General features: G+C 66.6%; 20 protein-coding genes and 1 other RNA gene. 2 read left to right on the top strand and 19 right to left on the bottom strand.

What is annotated here, in order from left to right:
- Positions 1-16 precede the first annotated feature (16 nt).
- The 13 genes from ntrC to AC3A6G_RS08430 all read right to left on the bottom strand — a co-directional run bounded on the left by ntrC (position 17) and on the right by AC3A6G_RS08430 (position 13,958).
- On the bottom strand, positions 17-1,555 hold the full coding sequence (gene ntrC / locus AC3A6G_RS08490) for a nitrogen regulation protein NR(I) (protein ID WP_487873536.1): 1,539 nt from the start codon (positions 1,553-1,555) through the stop codon (positions 17-19).
- A 25-nt stretch (positions 1,556-1,580) separates the two neighbouring features.
- The gene (gene glnL, locus AC3A6G_RS08485; protein ID WP_487863474.1) at positions 1,581-2,660 is read right to left on the bottom strand and encodes a nitrogen regulation protein NR(II); all 1,080 of its coding nucleotides are present in this window, start codon (positions 2,658-2,660) and stop codon (positions 1,581-1,583) included.
- Between the two features lie 2 nt (positions 2,661-2,662).
- Positions 2,663-3,181, bottom strand: coding sequence for a hypothetical protein (locus tag AC3A6G_RS08480; protein ID WP_487863473.1), 519 nt, complete (start codon positions 3,179-3,181; stop codon positions 2,663-2,665).
- A gap of 132 nt (positions 3,182-3,313) precedes the next feature.
- Entirely contained in the window at positions 3,314-4,729 is a 1,416-nt protein-coding gene (gene glnA / locus AC3A6G_RS08475; RefSeq protein WP_487859820.1) for a type I glutamate--ammonia ligase, read from the bottom strand.
- 147 nt (positions 4,730-4,876) lie between these two features.
- Positions 4,877-5,677 carry a competence/damage-inducible protein A gene (locus AC3A6G_RS08470; RefSeq protein ID WP_487873535.1) on the bottom strand — a complete coding sequence of 267 codons (801 nt, stop codon included), beginning with the start codon at positions 5,675-5,677 and terminating at the stop codon, positions 4,877-4,879.
- Positions 5,674-6,552 (bottom strand): EI24 domain-containing protein, encoded by an 879-nt coding sequence (locus AC3A6G_RS08465; protein WP_487859818.1) that lies wholly within the window; start codon positions 6,550-6,552, stop codon positions 5,674-5,676. Before AC3A6G_RS08465 ends, AC3A6G_RS08470 begins: the two co-directional genes overlap by 4 nt.
- A 38-nt stretch (positions 6,553-6,590) precedes the next feature.
- Positions 6,591-7,565 (bottom strand): sterol desaturase family protein, encoded by a 975-nt coding sequence (locus AC3A6G_RS08460; RefSeq protein WP_487873534.1) that lies wholly within the window; start codon positions 7,563-7,565, stop codon positions 6,591-6,593.
- Between the two features lie 10 nt (positions 7,566-7,575).
- Positions 7,576-8,409, bottom strand: a complete 834-nt coding sequence (locus AC3A6G_RS08455; protein WP_487873533.1) for a polysaccharide deacetylase family protein — start codon at positions 8,407-8,409, stop codon at positions 7,576-7,578.
- A complete protein-coding gene (locus tag AC3A6G_RS08450; protein WP_487873532.1) occupies positions 8,393-9,421 on the bottom strand; it encodes a YncE family protein in 1,029 nt (342 codons plus the stop codon). Before AC3A6G_RS08450 ends, AC3A6G_RS08455 begins: the two co-directional genes overlap by 17 nt.
- 79 nt (positions 9,422-9,500) lie before the next feature.
- Positions 9,501-10,232, bottom strand: coding sequence for a pseudouridine synthase (locus AC3A6G_RS08445; protein WP_487873531.1), 732 nt, complete (start codon positions 10,230-10,232; stop codon positions 9,501-9,503).
- Positions 10,232-11,968, bottom strand: a complete 1,737-nt coding sequence (gene ggt, locus AC3A6G_RS08440) for a gamma-glutamyltransferase (protein WP_487873530.1) — start codon at positions 11,966-11,968, stop codon at positions 10,232-10,234. The genes AC3A6G_RS08445 and ggt overlap by 1 nt, the downstream gene beginning before the upstream one ends.
- A gap of 47 nt (positions 11,969-12,015) precedes the next feature.
- On the bottom strand, positions 12,016-13,611 hold the full coding sequence (locus tag AC3A6G_RS08435; protein ID WP_487873529.1) for a methyltransferase regulatory domain-containing protein: 1,596 nt from the start codon (positions 13,609-13,611) through the stop codon (positions 12,016-12,018).
- Positions 13,612-13,694: 83 nt separating this feature from the next.
- On the bottom strand, positions 13,695-13,958 hold the full coding sequence (locus tag AC3A6G_RS08430; protein ID WP_487873528.1) for a hypothetical protein: 264 nt from the start codon (positions 13,956-13,958) through the stop codon (positions 13,695-13,697).
- Between the two features lie 149 nt (positions 13,959-14,107).
- Between AC3A6G_RS08430 and AC3A6G_RS08425 the strand changes: the two genes are divergently transcribed.
- Positions 14,108-14,530: a hypothetical protein gene (locus tag AC3A6G_RS08425; protein ID WP_487873527.1), complete on the top strand. Its 423-nt coding sequence runs from the start codon at positions 14,108-14,110 to the stop codon at positions 14,528-14,530.
- Between the two features lie 15 nt (positions 14,531-14,545).
- Here the strand turns inward: AC3A6G_RS08425 and AC3A6G_RS08420 are convergent, their stop codons facing one another.
- Genes AC3A6G_RS08420 through AC3A6G_RS08410 form a run of 3 tightly spaced genes read right to left on the bottom strand, consistent with a single transcriptional unit; the run spans position 14,546 to position 18,886 of the window.
- On the bottom strand, positions 14,546-16,165 hold the full coding sequence (locus AC3A6G_RS08420) for a tannase/feruloyl esterase family alpha/beta hydrolase (protein ID WP_487873526.1): 1,620 nt from the start codon (positions 16,163-16,165) through the stop codon (positions 14,546-14,548).
- 52 nt (positions 16,166-16,217) lie between these two features.
- Complete coding sequence (locus AC3A6G_RS08415) at positions 16,218-17,192, bottom strand: Bug family tripartite tricarboxylate transporter substrate binding protein (protein WP_487873525.1); 975 nt, start codon at positions 17,190-17,192, stop codon at positions 16,218-16,220.
- A 17-nt stretch (positions 17,193-17,209) separates the two neighbouring features.
- Positions 17,210-18,886 carry a tannase/feruloyl esterase family alpha/beta hydrolase gene (locus AC3A6G_RS08410; RefSeq protein ID WP_487873524.1) on the bottom strand — a complete coding sequence of 559 codons (1,677 nt, stop codon included), beginning with the start codon at positions 18,884-18,886 and terminating at the stop codon, positions 17,210-17,212.
- An 83-nt stretch (positions 18,887-18,969) separates the two neighbouring features.
- On the opposite strand from AC3A6G_RS08410, the gene AC3A6G_RS08405 reads away from it, so the two are divergent.
- Positions 18,970-19,920, top strand: a complete 951-nt coding sequence (locus AC3A6G_RS08405) for a LysR family transcriptional regulator (protein ID WP_487873523.1) — start codon at positions 18,970-18,972, stop codon at positions 19,918-19,920.
- A gap of 28 nt (positions 19,921-19,948) precedes the next feature.
- Here the strand turns inward: AC3A6G_RS08405 and ssrA are convergent.
- The 3 genes from ssrA to ubiG form a co-directional block, all read right to left on the bottom strand.
- Positions 19,949-20,333: a transfer-messenger RNA gene (gene ssrA / locus AC3A6G_RS08400) on the bottom strand.
- 18 nt (positions 20,334-20,351) lie between these two features.
- Entirely contained in the window at positions 20,352-21,014 is a 663-nt protein-coding gene (locus tag AC3A6G_RS08395; protein WP_487859809.1) for an HAD-IA family hydrolase, read from the bottom strand.
- On the bottom strand, positions 21,011-21,739 hold the full coding sequence (gene ubiG / locus AC3A6G_RS08390) for a bifunctional 2-polyprenyl-6-hydroxyphenol methylase/3-demethylubiquinol 3-O-methyltransferase UbiG (RefSeq protein ID WP_487859808.1): 729 nt from the start codon (positions 21,737-21,739) through the stop codon (positions 21,011-21,013). Before ubiG ends, AC3A6G_RS08395 begins: the two co-directional genes overlap by 4 nt.
- Positions 21,740-21,810: the final 71 nt, after the last annotated feature.

Below are 21,810 nucleotides of genomic sequence, written 5' to 3'. Positions count from 1 at the left end.
GCTCCCCTTGCGGGGGCTATTCGATCCCGAGTTCCTGGATCTTGCGCGTGATCGTGTTGCGGCCGATGCCGAGCTTCTGGGCGGCCTCGATGCGCCGGCCGCGGGTGCTGGCCAGCGCCGCGAGGATCAGGCGCGATTCGAAGCGGCGCGAGAGCACGTCCCAGACGTCAGTGCGCCCGGCCGCAAGCAGCGCCTGGGCTTCCGTCTCCAGGCCGCTCTCCCAGTTGCTCGCAACGACCGGGACTTCGGCGACGAGGGTCTCGGACGCGGCGGCCATGGGCGCGGAAAACTCGCGATCGCCGCCCGGCGATGCAAGCGGTGCTGCATGCAGCGGCGCGGCAGCAGCAGCAGCAGCAGCAACAGACACTTCGGCCGCGGCAGGCGCGACGGCCATGATCTCGGGCGGCAGGTCCTTGGTCTCGATGAGTTGCGCCGGCGCCATCACGGTGAGCCAGTGGCAGATGTTCTCGAGCTGGCGCACGTTGCCGGGGAAGCCGAAGGTCGCGAGCTTGGCCAGCGCAGCCTCGGAAATGCGCTTGGGCTCGACACCGAGCTGGCGCGCACTCACCTGCAGGAAGTGGCGCGTGAGGGCCGGCACGTCCTCGCCGCGTTCGCGCAGCGCCGGCAGGCGCAGCCGGATCACGTTGAGGCGGTGAAACAGGTCTTCGCGGAAGCCGCCGAGCTTGACGCGCTGCTCCAGGTCCTGGTGCGTGGCCGCAATGACGCGCACGTTGGCCTTCACCGAGTTGTGGCCGCCGACACGGTAGAAGTGCCCGTCGCTGAGCACGCGCAGCAGGCGCGTCTGCAGGTCGAACGGCATGTCGCCGATCTCGTCGAGGAAGAGCGTGCCGCCCTCGGCCTGCTCGAAGCGCCCTCGCCGCATGGTCTGCGCGCCGGTGAAGGCACCGCGCTCGTGGCCGAACAGCTCGCTCTCCAGCAGGTCCTTCGGGATGGCCGCGGTGTTGATGGCCACGAAGGGCCCGTTGGCGCGCGGCGAATGCTTGTGCAGCGCGCGCGCGACGAGCTCCTTGCCCGAGCCCGATTCGCCGGTGATGAGCACCGTGACGTTGCTCTGCGAGAGCCGGCCGATGGCGCGGAACACGTCCTGCATGGCGGGCGCCTGGCCCAGCATCTCGGGCGCGGCAGCCATGCGCTCCTCGGCCACTTCCTCGCGCTGGCTCTCGTCGACCGCGCGGCGGATCAGCTCGACGGCGCGCGGCAGGTCGAAGGGCTTGGGCAGGTATTCGAAGGCGCCGCCCTGGAACGCCGAGACGGCGCTGTCGAGGTCGGAGAACGCCGTCATGATGATGACCGGCAGGCCCGGATGCTTGGCCTTGATCTTGTCGAGCAGGTCGAGGCCCGAGCCGCCGGGCATGCGGATGTCGCTCACCAGGACCTGCGGCCCCTGCTGCTCGTCGCCGCCGGCCTGCTCGAGGGCCGCCAGCACCTCGCGCGCGCTGGTGAAGCTGCGCGTCGGCAGGTCTTCGCGCAACAGAGCCTTCTCCAGCACGAAGCGGATCGATTGGTCGTCATCAACTATCCAGATCGGCTTCATGCATCTCCTTGTGGGCCGGTGGCTGCTAGGGCAGCGGGATCAGTATCTTGAAATCGGTTCGGCCCGGGACACTGTCGCACTCGATCACGCCGTGATGCTGTTGCACGAAAGTTTGCGCCAGCGTCAATCCAAGCCCGGTTCCGCCTTCCCTGCCCGATACGAGCGGATAGAAGATGCGGTCCTTGATCGCGTCCGGCACACCCGGTCCATTGTCGATGACATGCAATTCCAGTGCCAATCGATACCACTGCTTGTTGAATATCACCTGCCGGGCAATGCGCGTCTTGAAAGTGATCTGCGCGTCGCCCGCCGCGCGACGCTCGGCGAGCGCCTGCGCCGCGTTGTGCGCGATGTTGAGCGTGGCCTGGATCAGCTGTTCGCGATCGCCGCGGAACTCGGGAATCGAGACGTCGAAGTCGCGCTCGATGTGCAGGTCGCGCGGGAACTCCGCCAGGATCACGGAGCGCACGCGCTCGCAGACCTCGTGGATGTTGACGTCGCCCACGACGTGCGGACGCCGGTGCGGCGCCAGCAGGCGGTCAACCAGGGTCTGCAGCCGGTCGGCCTCATGGATGATGACGTTGGTGTATTCGATGAGGTCGCGCGACTCGACCTCCATCTGCAGCAGCTGCGCCGCGCCGCGGATGCCGCCGAGCGGGTTCTTGATCTCGTGCGCGAGGTTGCGGATGAGTTCCTTGTTGGCCTGCGCCTGGTCGAGCAGGCGCTCTTCGCGGTCTTGCCGCACCTGCTGCTCGAGTGGCGACATCTCTATGATCAGCTCGCCGGCCTTGTCGCCCTGTGCCAGCGTGACCTGCACCGGCATCAGCTCGTGGTTGACCCGGCGCAGGAAGGCCTCGTAACGCAGCGTGGCGAAGTCGTTGCTGCGCGCGCCGTCGATGGCGGTGCGCAGCACCTGCGGCTCGTGGAAGCAGGCGCCGAACTGCGAGCCTTCGAGCGTGCGGCGCGAAGTGCCCAGCGCGTCTTCGAGCGCGGCGTTGGCGAACAGCACCGACCCCTTGGTGCTGACCACGGCGATCAGCGTGGAGAGCAGGTCGAAGGACTGGAAGCGCGGTGTGGCGCTGGCCGCCTTCTTCCCGAACACCATGGCTACGGCCTGGCCGGCAAGCGGCCGAGCTCGCGGCGGATGCCCGCGATGTCGCTCTCGTTGCGCGCGAGTTCGGCCTTCATCTCGGCCACGCGGTCGAGGTACTTCTGGTAGTTGCGGCCTTCGCTGCCCTGTTTTTCGGGCTGGCCGTTGTTGTACTCGCGCTGCAGCTCGGCCTGGCGCGCCTCGGCCTTGCGGAGTTCGGTCTCGAGCACTGAACGGGCCTCGCCGTCGCGCGCACGCTGGTCGACGCCTTCGACCCGCGGGCTGCCGGCGGGCGAGCGCGAGGCCGACGGCGCCGGGCTGCCGCTGGCGGCGCCAGTGCCCGAAGCGCTGGCGCCCGATGGCCGGGTGCCTTGCACGATGGTGACGTTGCCGCCTTCGATGACCTTGCAGCCCTTCTGCTGCGCGATCGTCGCGTTGTTGGTGTATTCGTTCCCGCAGCGCCACACGCGCTCTTGCGAGAGCGCGGGCAAGGCAGCGAGCGAACCGGCCAGAAAGATCAGTGAGGCAAGCTTCATGGAGGGGCGTAAGTGGCGGAATCGGGCATTTTCGTGCAATTCGACACGATCGATGATGCGATGTTCCCGGCCCAGAAAAAAGGACGGCCGCAGCCGTCCTTTTGGTTGTGTCGCGCCCGCGAGGGCTGGCGATCAGAGCGAATAGTACATGTCGAACTCGACCGGATGGGTCGCCATGCGGAAGCGCGTGACTTCCTGCATCTTCAGCTCGATGTAGGCATCGATGTAGGCATCGGTGAACACGCCGCCCTTGGTCAGGAACGCACGGTCCTTGTCGAGGTACTCGAGCGCCTGGTCCAGGCTGTGGCAGACGGTCGGGATCAGCGCGTCTTCTTCGGGCGGCAGGTGGTACAGGTCCTTGCTGGCGGCTTCGCCCGGATGGATCTTGTTCTCGACGCCGTCGAGGCCCGCCATCAGCAGCGCGGCAAAACCGAGGTACGGGTTCATCAGCGGATCGGGGAAGCGCGCCTCGACGCGGCGGCCCTTCGGGTTCGACACGAACGGAATGCGGATCGAGGCCGAGCGATTCTTGGCCGAATAGGCCAGCTTCACCGGCGCTTCGAAGCCGGGCACCAGGCGCTTGTAGCTGTTGGTGCCGGGGTTCGTGATGGCGTTCAGCGCACGGGCGTGCTTGATGATGCCGCCGATGTAGTGCAGCGCGAAGTCCGAGAGGCCCGCATAGCCGTCGCCGGCGAACAGGTTCTTGCCGTCCTTCCAGACCGACTGGTGCACGTGCATGCCCGAGCCGTTGTCGCCGACGATGGGCTTGGGCATGAAGGTGGCGGTCTTGCCGTAGGCGTGGGCCACGTTGTGGATCACGTACTTCTGCAGCTGTACCCAGTCGGCGCGCTGGATCAGCGTGCTGAACTTGGTGCCGAGCTCCATCTGGCCGGCGTTGGCCACTTCATGGTGATGCACCTCGACCGGGATGCCGAGCGATTCGAGCACCAGGCACATTTCGGAGCGCATGTCCTGGAAGCTGTCGACCGGAGGCACCGGGAAGTAGCCGCCCTTGACCGCCGGGCGATGGCCGGTGTTGCCGTGCTCGTATTCCTTGTCAGTGTTCCACGAGGCTTCTTCGGAGTCGATCTTGACGAAGCAGCCCGACATGTCGTTCTTCCAGCGCACGCTGTCGAACACGAAGAATTCCGGCTCCGGACCGAAGAAAGCGGTGTCGCCCAGGCCCGACGCCTTCATGTAGGCCTCGGCGCGCTTGGCGAGCGAACGCGGGTCGCGCTCGTAGGGCTTGCCGTCGGTCGGGTCGATCACGTCGCAGGTCAGGATCAGCGTCGTCTCTTCGAAGAACGGATCGATGTTGGCGGTGTTGGGGTCGGGCATGAGCTGCATGTCCGAGGCTTCGATGCCCTTCCAACCGGCGATGGACGAACCGTCGAACGCGTGGCCCGAAGTGAATTTGTCTTCATCGAAGTGCGACACGGGCACGGTCACGTGCTGCTCCTTGCCGCGGGTGTCGGTGAAGCGGAAGTCGACGAACTTGACCTCGTTTTCCTTCACGAGCTTGAGTACGTCGGCGACGGTCTTTGCCATCAGTTTCTCCTGGTTGGATGGGTGGTTGGAATGACAGGGTCGGGGAATGCAGGTTCTGTGCCATTGTCGCCCCGTCTTGGGGAGGCTCCGGGCACGGCGACCGCCCCCAAATGATGAAGATGATTCACCAAACTGGTGCAAACGAGATCAGCGCACCAATTCTGGGCCCAACTTCGCTTCAAAGGCGTGCAACCCTTCAATCAGCTGGGCATAGGCGGCATCGAGCTGCAGCGGATCGCCCTTGACGCCGAGTTCGATGTGCCGCCCGTATTTTGGATGGTCGACGCTCGGCAGGCTGAACACCTTGACGCCGGCATGCGCCGCCTCGACGGCCAGCATCAGTGGCGTGAGCGTGGCTTCCATGGCGCCGAAGACGATGACCGACTTCTCGGCCGACTGGCCGGTCGTGAACAGGTCGGCGTAGCGGCTCTCGAGCACCGATTCGATCATCGGCCACGCCATGACGGGAAAGCCCGGGACGAAATGCACATGCTCGACGCTGAAGCCCGGGATCTTGTTGTACGGGTTCCGGATGATCGTCGCGCCCTGAGGAAACACGCCCATGTTGAGGCGGTGGATGTTGTCGGGCCGGTCGGGCTCGTAGACCGTGCCCTGCTCGCGCGCGGTGTCCTGCATGCGTTCGCGGATCAGCGCCTCGGCCTCGGGATGCAGTTCGAGCGGCCGCCCGAGTGCCTGGGCGGCGCACTGCCGTGTGTGGTCGTCGGGCGTGGCACCGATGCCACCGGTCGAAAAGACGACATCGCCCGAGGCGAAGGCACGCGCCAGCGCCGCCGTGATGCGCGCGGGCACATCGCCTACGTACTCGGCCCAGCCGAGCTGAAGGCCACGGGCGGCCAGCAGCTCAATGACCTTGGGCATGTGCTTGTCGGCACGCTTGCCAGAAAGGATCTCGTCACCGACGACGATCAGGCCAAAAGCGCGGGTCATGGGGATTTCCATTGAGAAAGAACGGCCCGGTCGGCCTCGTCCGCAGAAGGGTTTGCGCCGGCCAGCGTCGCCGCGGCCTCGCGCTGCGCGCGCAGTTTCGCGAGCGCGTCGAGGCAGTAGTGGGCGAACCAGAGCGCGGAAAACGCGAACACCAGCGTGTAGATCCAGATCGCGAGCGGCACCAGCACGAAGAAAGCGGCGGCGAAGAGCAGGCCCGAGGCCCAGACGATGCTCGGTGCCGCGCCGAGGTAGCCGCAGAACACGCCGATGCACAGCAGCGGCACCCGGTGCGTGCGCAGCAGCGTGGCGCGCTCCTCGGGGCTGGCGTGGTCCGCCAGCGCATCGAAGCTCATCACGCGGTAGGTGAGCCAGCCCCAGATCAGCGGCGGCAATATCAGCACCAGCGGCGGAATGAGCCAGAGCGGCATGGACACCACGAGCGCCAGCAGCGCCAGCACGGTGACGCCGAGTGAGCGCGCCACGCTGCCGATGAACGAGGCGCCCTTCTTGCGCTCGAGCACCGGGAAGCGGCGGTTCGCCACCAGCGTGGTGAGCGGCGGGGCCATGAGGCCCGCCACCACGATCAGCGAGACCACCACGATCAGCGGCGTGGCCGCAAAGACCACCACCATCGGCGCGAGCACCGAGGTGACGTCGCTCGAGAACAGCCGGCCGATCCAGCTCCAGAAGCTCGACAACAGCGGCCAGGCATCGAGCGCCTCGCGCGTCCATGCCACAGCCGCGTCCCAGAAGAAATAGCCGAAGCCCGCGGCCAGCAGCACCATGAGGGCCAGCGGCAACAGCGACAGCACGATCACGCGCGGCAGCATGCAATAGGCGACCGCGCGCCAGAAGGAGTCGATGAGCAGGCGCATTGGGTGGGAAGGATAACCGCCCCGGGAGGCGCCGAGGCTCAGTGCCGGCCGACCAGGCGCTTCAGGCCGAGCCATTGCTGCGACCAGAAGCCCTGGCCGTAATCGCGCAGGCGTCCGTCGGCGCCGGGCTCGACCTGGTCGCGGATGCCGGTCGGGTCGTAGCGGTTCTCGAAGTTCGCGGTGCCGAACAGCAGGTCCCAGCACGGCAGCAGCACGCCGAAGTTGCAGCCGCCCAGCGTGTGGGCGCCGCGCGATTCGTGGCCCAGGCCGATGCTGTGGTGCAGGCGGTGGAAGCGCGGGCTGATCCAGAGCCGCTCGCCCACGGCACCGAAGCCGAGCCGGAGATTGGCATGCTGCAGGCTCTCGCTGAGCTGGGTGAAGGCCACGAAGGCGATGAACTGGCCCGGCGCCACGCCGATCAGCTGTGCGACCAGCACGATCAGCGTGCCGTGCAATACGTCGTCGAGCAGGTGGTTGCGGTCGTCGCTCCACATGGTCATCTGGCGCTGCGAATGGTGCAGCGAATGCAGGCCCCACCACCACCTGAAGCGGTGCTGGCCGCGGTGGATCCAATAGCCGACGAAATCGAGCACCACGAGGTAGACCACGAACGCGACCAGCGGCACGTCGGTCACGCCGGGCCAGAGCCCGTCGAGGTGCAGGGTGCCCCAGCCCGCGGCGCGCAGGCTGCCGAGGGCGTCGTCGAAGACGGGCTCGAGCGTGAAGAACATCGCAAGCCGGAACAGGCCCAGCCGGTGGATCAGCGTGTAGAGGATGTCGGTGCGGATCGCGCGGCGATCGGCCACCGGCTCGACTGCGCGCCAGCGCTGCAGCGGCCCGATGACGGCGAGCAGCACCAGCACCTGGATCAGGCCGACCAGCAGCCAGCCGGTGGCGTCGAACGCGTCCTCGGTCCAGCCGCCGAAGCCGGCCGCATACACCAGCGGCTGGACCAGTGTTTCGAAGAACCAGCCCTGCAGCGCGGAAAAGGCATCGGTGAACCCGTCGATCATCTCGGCCTGTTCAAGGATGCGATGCGATCCAGTCGCGGTACTGGGGATGCTGGCGCAGTGTTTCGAAGCAGAAGCCCTCCGCCTTCAGGCCCACGATCAGTGGCTCGAGATTGGCCGGCGCCCAGGGGTCCTTGCGCGACCAGATGCCCAGGTGCGCGAGCAGGATGTCGCCGGGGCGGATGCTGCCGAGCGCCTGCTTCAGAAGTTTCTCGTTGCTGAACTTCTCGCTCGGCAGCTCGTCGCCGAGGAACCCGGCCGGCGACCATCCCACGTGAGCGAAGCCGCAGGCCTTGGTGGCCGCGAGCAGCCGCGCAGAGGTCTTGCCGCCGGGCGCGCGGAACAGCGGCAGGGGCTTTTTGCCGGTGACGAGTGCGAGGCGCTCCGAGGCCTTGGCGATGTCGGCGCAGTATTCGGCGACGCTCCAGGTGAATTCGCGCCCCGCCAACGCACCGGCCGATGGCTTGATGCGAAAGCGCGGTTCGGCGCCCTCGAGGTCGGCGCGCCAGTAGGCATGGTCGTAGGTGTGCGATGCGAACTCGTGGCCTTCGGCCGCGCGCGCCTTCCACCAGGGCGCCCAGTGCCGGTCGAGGCTGTCGCCGCCGTCCAGCGTGCGCTCGGCGGCGCCGAAAAAGGTCACGCGCACGTCGTGGCGCCGGAGCACGTCGGCCACGAGCTCGGCCACGCCCATGTGGCCGGTGTCGAAGGTCAGGTAGAGGGGTTTTGCGCAGGCGCCCCCGGTGCCGGCCGCTGCCGCCAGCGTGGTGCCGAAGGCGGCCGCGACCCCCATGGCGGCGGCCAGCCCGCGCAACGCATGCCGGCGCGCCGGCTCAGGTCCTCTTCGCATGGTCCAGGGTCCAGACGCCGTGCGGGGAACGGCCGACGTTGATCTGACGCACGACCTTCTGGCTCGCAAGGTCGACCACGCTGAGCTTCTTGGCCCAGCGCGAGGTGACGTACAGCGTCTTGCCGTCGGCGGACACATCCATGCAGTCGGGGCCGCCGGGCACGGCATAGATCGCCGTGACCTTCAGCGTCGCCAGGTCGATGCGGCTGATGGAGTTGGCGACGCGGTTGCTCACGAACACGCTCTTGCCGTCGCCGGCCGCGCGGAACGCGTGGGCGCCCTTGCCCGTCGGAATCTGGCCGACCAACTTTGGCTGGGGGCCGGCCACATCGAACACCTGCACGCCATCGCTGCCGGTCAGGCCGACGAGCAGCGTCTGGTCGTTGTGCGCGCCGTACACGTCCGCCGGCATCGGGCCCGTCGCGATGCGCCAGCGGATGGTCTGCGTCGGCAGGTCGACGGCGATGAGTTCGTCGCTGTCCTGCATCGTGACGTAGGCGACGGTGCTGGTCCGGTCGATCCAGATGTGGCTCGGCGTCTTGCCCGTGGCAATGCGCTTGGCGAGCTTCAGGTCGTGGCCGTCCCAGTGGTAGACGTCGACGTGGTTCAGCCGGTTGGCCGCGGTGACGAACCACTTCATGTCGCGCGAGAACTGGAGGTGGTACGGATCGATGATGCCGTACACCACGCGCTGGACCTCGGCGGTGCGCGGGTTCACGAAAGTCAGGGAGTCGCCGGCCGAGTTGGCCACGATCACCGACTTCTCGTCCGGCGTCATGTAGATGTGGTGCGGCTCCTTGCCGGTCGGAATGCGCAGCTTCTCGGTCCAGTCGACCGGGCTGATCACGCTCACGCTGGCATCGAGCGAATTGAGCACGAAGATCGGCGGCGGCGGCTCCGATGGCCCGGCGCTGGCGGCGGCGGGCGCCATCAGGGCGGCCGCGCAGCTCAGCAAGGCGTACAAAAGAACAAGGGCCGCGGCGCGGCCGGGCTGGCGGGCAGGAAGACGCAAGTGAAATTCCGGAGAAGTGCTTCGGATGGTAACGATCGTATGCGCCCGCCGGCTGACCGCCGGCACAGGAAATCGCCGCTTATTTGGCGGGCGCGCGCAGCGCGGCGACCTCGGCCGCATCAAGCCAGCGCCACTGCCCGGGCGCCAGATCGTCAGGCAGCGCCACCGTGCCGATGCGCGAACGGTGCAGCGCCTCGACCCGGTTGCCCACCGCGGCCAGCATGCGCTTGACCTGGTGGTACTTGCCTTCGGTGAGCGTCAGCCGCAGGTGCAGCGGGGCGTCGGATTCGCAGGCGGCGGCGCGCACCGGCTTTGGATCGTCGTCGAGCACCACGCCGGCCAGCAGGCGCGCGATCTGCGCCGCGTCCACCGGGTGCTTGGCGGTCACTTCGTAGACCTTCGGCACATGGTGCTTCGGCGAGCCCATGCGGTGGATGAACTGGCCGTCGTCGGTCAACAGCAGCAGGCCGGTCGTGTCCTGGTCGAGCCGTCCGATCGCCTGCACGCCCTGCACCGCCGCCTTGTTGGGCCGCAGCCGCAGCGGCGATGGCAGCAGCGTGTAGATGCTCGGGTAGGTCGACGGCTTCTGCGAGCACTCGGTGCCGGCCGGCTTGTGCAGCATCAGGTAGGCCTTGTCGTGGTACGCCCATTCGGTGCCCTGCACCGTGAACCGCAGGCCTTCCGGTTCCAGGTCGGCGGCAGGGTCGTCGACCACCGCGCCGGCAATGGTGACGAAGCCTTGCTGGACCAGCCCCGCGCAGACGCGCCGCGTGCCGAAACCCTGGGTGTAGAGGATGTCTTGCAGGTGCATCAGTACCCTGCCGCCAGGCCCGTGTTGCGGCGCGGATCGTTGGCGCCGTAGAAGCGGTTGTTGCCGACGGGCTTGCCGCCGAGCGACGGCGCGCCCACGATGATCGCCGCCATGTGGTTGGCGGGCTGCGGCACGCCCAGGTTGTGGCCCATGTCGGTCAGGATCTTGCGGGTGTCGGGGCTGAGCGCGTAGGGCTCGACGTTGGTGACATCGGGCAGCCATTGCTGGTGGAAGCGCGGCGCGTCCACCGCCTCCTGCACGTTCATGCCGTAGTCGACCACGTTCAGGATGGTGTGCAGCACGGCCGTGATGATGCGGCTGCCGCCGGGCGTGCCGACCACGAACACCGGCTTGCCGTCCTTCGAGACGATGGTCGGGCTCATCGAGCTCAGCGGGCGCTTGCCCGGCGCGATGGCGTTGGCCTCGCCCTGCACCAGGCCGTAGAGGTTGGGCACGCCGATCTTCGAGGTGAAGTCGTCCATCTCGTTGTTCAGCAGCACGCCGGTCTTGTCGGCCGTGACCTTGGCGCCGAACCAGTCGTTGAGCGTGTAGGTCACCGACACCGCGTTGCCCCATTGGTCGGTGATCGAGTAGTGGGTGGTGTTGCTGCCCTCGTGGGGCGCGACACCCGGCTTGATGTCCTTGGAGACGCCGGCCTTCTGCGGATCGATGGCGGCACGGATCTTCTCGGCATAGCCCTTGTCGAGCAGGCGCTCGAGCGGGTTCTTAACGAAGTCGGGGTCGCCCAGGTAGCTGTTGCGGTCGACGTAGGCGTGGCGCATCGCCTCGATCTGGTAATGCACCGCCTCGGCCGAGCGGAAGCCGAGGTCCTTGAGCGGATAGCCCTCGAGGATGTTGAGCATCTCGCAGATGACGACGCCGCCCGAACTCGGCGGCGGCGCCGACACCACGCGGTAGCCGCGGTAGTCGCACTCGATCGGGGCCAGCTCGCGCGTCTTGTACTGGTCGAGGTCGGCCTGCGTGATGATGCCCTTTCCGGCCTGGCTCGACGCCACGATGGCGGCGCCGACCGGTCCCTTGTAGAAGCCGTCCACGCCCTTGACGCTGATCGAGCGCAAGGTCTTGGCCAGGTCCTTCTGCACCAGCTTCTGGCCCACGGCGAAGGGTTCGCCCTTGTTCAGGAAGATCGCAGCCGACGCCGGATCTTTCCTGAAATGGTCGGTCGACGTCAGCAGCATGTCGACGTCGCCCTGCTGGAGCGCGAAGCCCTTGTCGGCGAGCTGGATCGACGGTGCGATCAGGTCGGCCCGCTTCATCGTGCCGTACTTCTCGCGCGCGTATTCCATGCCCGAGACCGTGCCGGGCACGCCGACCGCAAGGTGGCCGAGGGTGCTCAGGCCCTTGATGACATTGCCGTCCTTGTCGAGGTACATATTGGCCGTGGCGGCCAGCGGCGCCTTCTCGCGGAAGTCGAGGAAGGTCTTGCGCCCGTCGGCCAGTTGCAGGGTCATGAAGCCGCCGCCGCCGAGGTTGCCCGCGGCCGGATACACCACCGCGAGCGCATAGCCCACGGCGACGGCGGCATCCACCGCATTGCCGCCGCGCTGGAGCACATCCACGCCGATCTTCGTGGCGAGATGCTGCGCGCTCACGACCATGCCGTGCTCGGCCGCGACCGGCGCCTGCGAGGCCGCGTGCGAGGCACCCGCTCCTCCCAGCATGAGCGCGGCCGCCACCGCGGCGCGCAGTCTCGGGGTCCAACGGAATTGCTGCATGGGAAGCCTCCTGTGTGTTTGATGACGAGAGAGAGATTGTGCGTGGGTCAGCCGACCAGCAGCGCCTTGCGCTGCAGCGCCTGCAACCCCAGGGCCACCTGGCCGAGCGCAAACGCCTCCAGCGCCGAAGGATCGATGAGCGGCTTGTCGCGCAGCACGAAGCGCAGCCGGTCGGCGCGAACTTCGGCCGCGAGATGGTCGGCCAGCATCTCGTGCGAATGCGTGCCGTCGAGCAGCGGCAGCAAGGCACGTTCGAGCGGCGTCAGCGCCACGGATTCGTGCCACTGGTTGCAGGCGCTGGCGGTGTCGCCGGCACTCAACGCCAGGCCCGGCGCACTGCGCACCGCGGCCAATGCGCGCGGGAATGCGGACACCTCCGCGGCGGCCTGCACCGGTGAACGGCGGAACCGCACCGCGCCCATGATCGCGAGTTCTTCGAGCATCGACATCACGATCGGCTCGATCGAAGCCAGAGGCTCGCGCGTGCGCTCGGCCACCGCGGCAATCAATGCCTCTGCCGGCATGCTCGAGGGATAGCGCGCATCGAGCAGCTGCGCCAGCGCCTTCTGCGCAGGCAAGCGCAGCGTGAGCGTCACGCCGCGCTGCGCCGTGCACTGCTGCTCGCGCGCGTCGAGCGTGAACGGCCCGCCGTCCGCACTGCCGAACGCGCCTGCGAATTCGAGCGCGCGGATGCGCGCGGGATCAAGCCGCAAGCGGATGCTGCCGGCGCGCGCCTGCGGCACGAGCAGCGTCTGGCGAAAGGTGCGGTTGACCAGGAAATCGAGGTACTGCTCCATCAGGATCTGGCTGCCGCCGCATTCGCGCAGCAGCGGTTCGCGCACCGCCTCGCCGTAGTTCTGAACGAACATCGTCGAGGGTTCGGCATCGCCCAGGTAGGCGAGTCCTTTCGCGGCAGCACGGGCCGCGAACTCCTTGAAGTAGCAGGGCGAATTGCAGGGTTCGAGAAACTCGTGCAGCAAGTAGTAGCCGCTCGCGTTGCGCACGATCGGCATCGTTTCCTCGAGCGTCTTCTTCAGCACGCTGCCGGGCCGGGCCGACTGCTCCAGAAATTCGAGCATGCCGCGCGCATAGGCCAGCTTCTCGTCGGGCGTGTCGCGCGGGCCGCCGCGCAGCATCATCGCGTCGCGCACGATCTCGCGCGCCTTCCAGCCCGGATAGACGTTGTAGCTCACGTAGGCCACGCCATCGGGCGTCAGGTTCTCGGCGCACACGCGCAGGATCGCGTCCTGCACCGGCCCCGGCACCCAGCTGTAGACGCCGTGGCAGACGATGTAGTCGAACTGGCCGAGCGATGCATCGACGTCCGCCAGGTTGAAGGCCCGCAGCGCGACATTCGAAAGGCTCGTACGCGCAATCGCGCCAAGTCCCTGTTCGACCTGCACCCGCGAGAGGTCGAGCCCGAGTGCGCTGGCCCCAGGATGGCGCGCCGCATACGGAATCAGGTTGCCGCCGGCCGCACAGCCGAGTTCGAGCACGCGCGCACGCGACGGCGGTGGCGTGTCGAGGCCGAACAGGAAGGCGATCGCCTCTAGGTGCTCGACCGCGGATTGCGGGAACGGATGCGACTCATAGGGCACCGTGTCGTAGTAGCTCGTGAGGGTCGAAATCGATGGATCGGGCACGGCGTCCTTTGGTGGGATCGAGGCGGCGACTGCGCTCGTCGACTATAGCTTCGGCGCCCGGGCGAAACAAAGCCGCCGACCGGTCACTCGACCTTCGGCAGCCCGAAGCCAAAACCAAAGGCGGACCCGCCTGTGCCTGCTTGGGCCTGCTCGGCCTTCCCCTCTGGCTCCGCCTCGCGCGGGCCCGCGTCGAGGTCCTTGACCATGTCTTGCAGTTCGAGCAGGCCCTCAGCCATCGCCGCCTTGTAGGTCTCGAAGCCGCGCGGCGACCCTCTCAGCATTTGCCAACTTTCGTCCCCGAGTTCGACCAGGCGCCAGCGGTAGGCGCCCTCTTCGTCCTCGGTCACGGTTACGGCGATGCGCCTGAGCAATGGCATGCGCCGACCTTCGCCTGCCATCGCGCGATGCCGGGTCGGACAGTCGCCACTCCTGCCGCAAGACGTTCCTGGATGCATCAATTGACTGTATATTCATACAGCAACTCGCTGGCCACGCCATGACCCACATGAACCAAGCTGAACTTTTCTACCGCGCGGCGGAAGTGCCGGTGTTCGATGTCTCGATGCCGTCCGCACCCGTGCAATCCGAGCCACTGCAGGCCGAATACGACGACGACGCCGAGTTCGAGGCGCAGGCCCTCTACACCGTCAGACTCGCCGACTACGCATACGCAGGGTCCGATGCGATCTGTGTGGCGAAGCAGCGCTTTCGCCGCGAAATCGACAAGCAGCTCGGCGGCGAGGTGATCGCGGCCCTGCGCGCATTTCAGAACGCAAGCGAGTCGGCCGAAAGCGATCTTGCCAAGGAGGAATTGGCCCTGGCCAAACGATGGGCCAAGGCGTATGACGCGGCCAGGACCGCGGGCTTTCGCGACCTCGGCGATACGGACGAAGCGTATTTCGAGGTGCGGCCCCTTTAGGCCGCTAGCCCGCTTTTACTCCGGTGACACGCAGCTGAAGCTCGCCGCGACATTGACATCGCCGACGCCGTTGTACTTGCTGACTTTCGGCCAGGCGCACAGCGGCATCGTGCGTTCGACCTCAGCGGTTGGCTGGTCGCCGAGGTACTTCGTGGCGATGATCTCGTCGGGCGCGCGCCCCGACTCCACCCAGAGTGCCAACGCGGCCAGAACGTCTCTGGAAGGGTCGTTCGGCGAGATGGGAAATCCGGGCCGCAGGTTTCCGAAGGTGTTGGGGCCCACACCGCCGCGGCAGTGCGCCATGCCGGGTGCGTTGAACAGCCTGAAGAACTCCGGCGTCTTGCCCGGCATCGCTGCTTCCACGCTCTTCAGATAGTCCACGGCCGCACCGGGCACCTGCGTGCCGTCGGCAAGCCCCTGGTAGACGATCAGCTTGCCGCCGCGTGCGTGGAATGCAGCGAGGTTTGGGTTCGTTGCGTCCACCGCGAAGTCCAGCGTCTTGCGCATCACGTCCACGTCGTTGCCGAAATCGAACGACCGCCAATCCCAGTTGAGTCCCCAGACCCACTGGAAGGGAAAAGGAAAAGCCGGCGCCGAGGTCGGGGTCGGCTCGGATGCCGTGAAACTCAGTTCCGTCCCATGCAGATAGCCGGGGAAGATCTGTTCTCCCGTCACGCGGTGCGTAGGTCCCGCGTAGATCTTGCGCAGCGCGCCCACTTGTCCGGACGACAGGCAGTCGGCGCCGTCCGTGCCTGCGGCACATTGCATCACCGCCGGATCGATCGTGCATTTGTCGGGGCGCCCGATGACGCCGTCGGTCAGCCCGTCCAGGCCGTCGCACGCTGCCATGACCTTGTCGGCCCACAGTTTTCTCTTCTCGACGGTCAGCCAGGTGGTCTCGTCCTGCTGGGTTGCGGAATAGGCCCACTGATAGGCGACGTGCGCCGGTACGCGACTCGCCCCCGGTGCGCCTGCAACGATTCCGTCGTAATCGTCGGGGTATCTCTGCGCCTCGTGCATGCCCTGCCCACCGCCGGTGGAGCACCCGAGGAAATACGAACGGCTCGGCCCCGTTGCGTAGAACTCCTTCACGACGGCTTTTGCGAGTGTGGTCATCAAGTGGGTCGCTCGATGGCCGAAGTCGACGATCTTCTCCATGCGCCCCACCATGCGCTCGACGCCTGCGGACGTACCGAGATCGGTGTTCGCGACCGCGTACCCGCGTCGCACGCCATTGGCCAGCGCTTCGTAGTCGATCCGGCCGGCCATTCCGCCATTGCCGGTGCCCAGGTATTTTCCGTTCCAGGCCTTGGGCATCCACAGCTCCACCTTGATGTCGGACTCCGTCGTGGGCTTGATCGTCGCCGCCAGACGGCAGAACGATGGCAGGTCTGCGATGGTTGCGCCCGACGGTGGGACGAAATTGCCCGACGCGACATCCTCGGCCACGCTGAACGTGGTGTCCGCAACCTTCATTCCCGCAAGCGAAGCGCAACGGGTGGCCACGGGCTGGATCGGCGAGACGGCCTCATTCGAGCCGCCTCCGCACGCGGCGAGCAAGGGAACGAACAGGGCCGCGCGAAGCAGATGCCAGGGAAACACCGGCAACGCGGTGCCGGCTCGATTTGCGAGCATGTGGATTCTCCGAAGGTGATGGTGGCGAAGCGACGACCCGCTGTTCAGCGCGTCAATTGCCGTCGAGCTGGATGCCCGCGGCCTTGATGACTGCGCCCAGCTTCGCGGCATCGTCCTTGATGGTCGTCGCGAACTGCTCAGGCGTGCTGGCCACCACGTCCATGCCCATCGCGCCGAGCTTCTCCCTGGTTTCGGGCAGCTTGAGGATGCGCGTGATCTCAGTGTTGAGCTTGGCGACGATCGCGCGGTCGGTGCCCGCGGGCGCGACGAAGCCGATCCAGGTGACCAGGTCCATGCCGGCGAGCCCCGACTCCGCCAGCGTGGGAACGTCCGGCAGCGACGGCGATCGCCTGGCGCTGGTGACCGCCAGTGGCCGGACCTTGCCGGACTTCACGAAGGCCATGGCCGGGCCGAGCGCATCGAAGATGACCGGCACTTGCCCGCCCATCACGTCCGTCATCGCCGGGACGCTGCCCTTGTACGGAATGGCGACCATGTCGACCTTGGCCACCGACTTGAACGCTTCGCCGGCCACCTGCGCCGGCAGCGCGCCGTGGGCGTAGGCCAGCTTGCCATCGCGCGTGTTCGCAAGGCCGATCAGGTCCTTCACGCTGCGCGCCGGCACAGCCGGATGCACCGCCAGCACCATCGGCATGGTGATCGCCAGCGACACCGGCACGAAGCCCTTGATCGGGTCGTACGGCAGCTTCGCGTAGAGGCTCTGGTTCATTGCGAGCGTGGAGTCGATCGGCAGGAACAACGTGTAGCCGTCGGGCGCGGCCCGCGAGGCGAGCTCCGCGCCGATCACCGTGTTGCCGCCGGGGCGGTTGTCCACCGTGACAGGCACGCCCCAGCGCTCGGACAGCTTGGCCGCAACGCTGCGCGCCACCGTGTCCGTGCCGCCGCCGGGCGGAAACGGCACGATGATGCGGATCGGACGCTTCGGGAAAGTGTCCGCGGGGCTTGCCGCAACCGCCGCCAACGGAAGCGCGAACACGCAGAGAAAGAGCTTCTGGATCAGGTTCATGGAGCGCTCCTGCCCACTCAATCAGGGTCGACGCAGCTGAAGCTGCCGGCGGAATCGACGTCGCCAGTTCCCTTGTACTTGCTCACCTTCGGCCACGCGCACAGGGGCATGGTCCGTTCGACGGCGCCGGTGGGCTGGTTGCCTGCGTACTTGGTGGCGATGATTTCGTTGGGCGTGCGCCCTTTCTCGACCCAGTGCTCCATGGCCGCCAGCAAGTCCAGGGTGGGGTCGGTCGGATTTTGCGGGAAAGGCACCGGGGCGTTGCCCGCCCAGTTGCCGAAGTAGTTCGGACCCGGGCCGCCGCGGCAGTGCGCCATGCCAGGTGCGTTGAACAACTTGACGAAATGGTCTGACTGGCCAGGCATCGCCTTCTCCACGCCCTTGAGGAAGTTCAGCGTTCCCTCGGGCGCCGCCACGAAGTCGATGAGACCCTGGAACAGGATCATCTTCCCGCCGCGATCCTTGAAGGCGGAGAGGTCGCCCTTGTTCGCATCGACGGCATGGTTGAGCATGTTGCGCATCACATCCACGTCGCTTCCGAAATCGAAGGTGCGCCAGTCCCAGTTCTTGCCCCAGATCCACTGGAACAGGAAGTTGCCGCCGTCGGAGACGTTGGTCGGCGACGGAACCGCTGTGGTGAAGCTGAGCTCCGTGCCGCGAAGAAACCCGGGGTAGAGCTTTTCGCCGGTGACGGCATGAACGGGTCCTGCATAGATCTTGCGCAAGGCATCGACCTGGCCCGCGGAGAGGCAGTCCGCGCCATCGCCGCCCGCCGCGCATTGCAGGACGGCGGGGTCGACGGTGCACCTGTCGGGCCGGCCGACAAGCCCGTCCTCGAGGCCGTCGAGCCCGTCGCAACTCGCCATGACCTTGTCCGCCCACAGCTTGCGCTTTTCGGGCGTCAGGTAGGTGGTCATGTCCTTCTGCGTCACTGCGTAGGCCCAAAGCCCCGAGACGTGGGCGGGCACGCGGTCGTGCGCCATGGCACCGACGACGATGCCGTCGTAGTCCTGCGGAAACTTCAGCGCCTCCTGGACGCCCTGTGCTCCACCGGTGGAGCAAGCCATGAAGTACGACCGCGAAGGGGTCGCCGCATAGAACCGCTGGAGCATGTCCTTCGAGAAGGTGGTCATCAGGTGCGTGGACCGGTACCCGTAGTCCACGATCTTCTCCATCTTGCCGACCACCGCGGTCACGCCGTCGGGGCCGGTGCCCATGTCCGTGGTGGCGACGGCGTAGCCTCGCCGCAAGCCGACTCCCAAGTCGTTGTACCGGATGGTCCCGGCGGCGCCGCCGTTGCCCACGCCGAGGAACTTGCCGTTCCAGTTGCTCGCGGGCATCCACAGCTCCACCTTGATGTCGGACTCCGCGGCCGGCTTCAACGTCGCGGCGAGACGGCAGAACGCAGGCACGTCACTGACGGTAGCGCCCGAAGGGGTCAGGAAGCTGCCTGCAGGAACGTCTTCCGAGGCGGTGAACGTGGTGTTCGCCAGCGTCGTGCCTGCCAGCGTGGCGCAGCGCGAGAGCTCGGGCTGCGCCTGCGGCGGCTCGGCACCGCCACCCACAACCGGCAGGGGCGCGAAGGTTTTGCCGGAGCCGCCTCCGCAGGCGGCAACAAAGACCGCAGACGAGGCCGCGATGAACAGCCGCGAGCGAAAACACGGCAAGATCCTGCCCTCTTGTTTCATGCGCATTTCAATTCCTCTGACGGGTACACACGGGTGGACCATATCTTTGACCCACAAAATGCGTCAAATCAACGTTTGGAATTTCCGGAATGTCCAAAATTAATGTCGGTACCGCCGACCTGAATCTGTTGCGCGTGTTCCTGGCAATCTGGGATACCCACAGCCTCACGCTTGCCGGCGATCGGCTGGCGCTGACGCAGCCCGCAGTCAGCCACTGCCTTCGCCGGTTGCGCGACCTGTTCGACGACCCGTTGTTCGTGCGCACGCCGGGCGGCATGCTGCCCACGGCCGCCGCGGTGCGCCTGCACGGCCCCATCGATCAGGCATTGAGCATCATCGGCGCCGCGCTTCAACAGCATTCGGGCTTCGACCCGGACACCGCCATGCGCACGTTCCGCGTCTCGATGTCCGACATGTCGGCGTTCTACTTCTTGCCGCCGCTGCTCGACACACTGCGGACGAGGGCACCGTCTGTGCGCTTCGAGATCGTGCCGACGCCGTTGCACGCGCTGGAGACGGCCATGCGTTCTGGAGACATCGACCTCGCGCTCGGCTATGTGCCGGGACTGTCAGCCCAGTGCGCCTCGCACACGCTGTTTCAGGACCATCACGTCTGCATGGTGCGTGCAGGGCATCCTCATCCCACCCACGTGCTGACGGCCGACGATGTGCGGCGGCTGCACTATGTTTTCGCCGACAGCGACGCGACGGGCCACCACATGCTCGAGCAATGGCTTTTCGATCTGGCGATCGATCGGGACATCGTGCTCAGACTGCCCCACTTCACCGTGGCGCCCGAGATCCTGCGCCATACCGATCTGGCCGCCATCCTTCCGCACAGTGTCGCGCACGCCTTCAATGGCGAAGGAAGCTACCGTCTGATGGCGTTGCCGTTCGACCTTCCCGCCATCGACGTGCAACTGCGCTGGCATCGGCGATTCGAGAACGACGCCGGCCTGAATTGGCTGCGGAGTGTTGTCGTGGAGCTGTTCGAACGTCGCACACCGAAAGCTTCTTCAATGGAAAAGGGCGTTCACTGAACCTCAGTGAACGCCCTTGGACGTTGTGTGGTGGAGCTGGGGGGATTTGAACCCCCGTCCGCAAGCCTTCTTCGCGCAGTTCTACATGTTTAGTGATCTGATTTAAGTCTCGCTTCCGGAGTCGCGCAGTCACACGCTAAACCGGACGCCAGTACCCTATTTTCTCGCCCCGACCCAAGGTACCCGGATCGGAGCCAGCCCATGTAATTATCCTTGCAGCCGGGAGGTCAGGATTGCTCCAGACCCCCTTGCCCAGCCCATCGGCCAACTGTTGCAAGGCTCACTGGCAATTAAGCAGCGAGTGCGAAACGTTCGTCGTTTGCAGTTAGTTTGTTTGAATCTGTTTTACGAGCGCATTCAGCTCGACATGCCCCGCTGCGATTCCGAACCCACGTCGAAACCAGTGCAGCCCCAAGCGACTCATTTTAGGCCTAATCGAGTAACTTCAAGAGCGCCAGGGGCGTTGAAATCGTAGCATCGGCATTCCAGAGGGTCGCGTCGGCCTGCGGCCCCATGTAGCCGTAGGTCGCCGCGACTGTCCGCATGCCCGCGGCGCGACCGGCGATGATGTCGCGCTCGTCGTCGCCCACGTAGATGCAGGCGCCGGACGGTACTTCAAGGCGTCGCGCAGCTTCGTGCAGCGGCTCCGGGTGCGGCTTCGAATAGGGCGTGGTGTCGCCGCTCACGATGGCGCCGGCGCTCGCGAAGAGCGGGATGGCGCGCGTCAGCGGGTCGGTGAAGCGCTTCGACTTGTTGGTGACCACGCCCCAGGCCAGGCCCCGTTCATGGATGGCCTCGATGAGCGCCTGCACGCCATCGAACACCTGCGTGTTGAGCAGCATGCGTTTTTCATACGCCACGAAGAACTCTTCGCGCAGTTCGGGGAACTCCGGCGCGTCAGGCGTGATGCCGAACGCGACGCCGAGCATGCCACGCGCACCGGCACCGGCCATGAAGCGGTAGCGCTCCAGCGGATACGACGGGAGCCCGCGGTCGGTGCGCATCTTGTCGGCCGCCGCGCCGAGGTCGGGCGCGCTGTCGACCAGCGTGCCGTCGAGGTCGAACAGCACGGCCTGGATGGGAGCGCGCGTCACGCTTGCGGCCCCGGCACAGCCGGCTTCTGCGTGGCGAACATGTAGTTGACGCTCGTGTCGGCGCTGAGCCAATAGCGGCGCGTGAGCGGGTTGTGCTCCATGCCGCGGGTCTGCCGCAGGTCGAGCCCCGCGGCGCGGCAGTGCGCGGCGAGTTCGCTCGGGCGGATCAGCTTCGCGTACTCGTGCGTTCCGCGCGGCAGCATGCCCAGCACGTATTCGGCACCCACGATCGCGAACGCGAAGGACTTGAGGTTGCGGTTGATCGTCGAGAAGAACACCCAGCCGCCGGGCTTCACGAGCGTGGCACAGGCCTGGACCACCGACGCGGGCTCGGGCACGTGCTCGAGCATCTCCATGCAGGTGACGACATCGAAACCGCCCGGCTGCTCGGCCGCCAGCGCCTCGGCGCTGACCTCGCGGTACTTGACGCCGCTCGTGCCGGCCTCGAGCGCATGAAGGCGCGCCACCTTGAGCGCCTTGCCGGCAAGGTCGATGCCGAGCACGTCGGCACCCTTCCTCGCCATCGAATCCGCGAGGATGCCTCCGCCGCAGCCGATATCGAGCACTTTGCGGCCCGAGATCGGCGCAATGGAATCGATCCATTCAAGTCGCAGCGGATTGATTTCATGGAGCGGCCGGAATTCGCCGTCCATATCCCACCAGCGATGGGCCAGTTCAGAAAACTTGGCGAGTTCGGCCGGGTCGGCATTCACTTGGTCTGTCATGCCACGATTATGAAACGGAGAACGGTCGCGGGAGCCCGGGCCATTCAGCGCCTGCGAGAAACAGACGGGCA

This window comes from Variovorax sp. Soil_C_26, from assembly GCF_057657075.1.
Note: the sequence above shows the minus strand (reverse complement) of the source record. Positions and strands in the feature narration are given on the sequence as shown.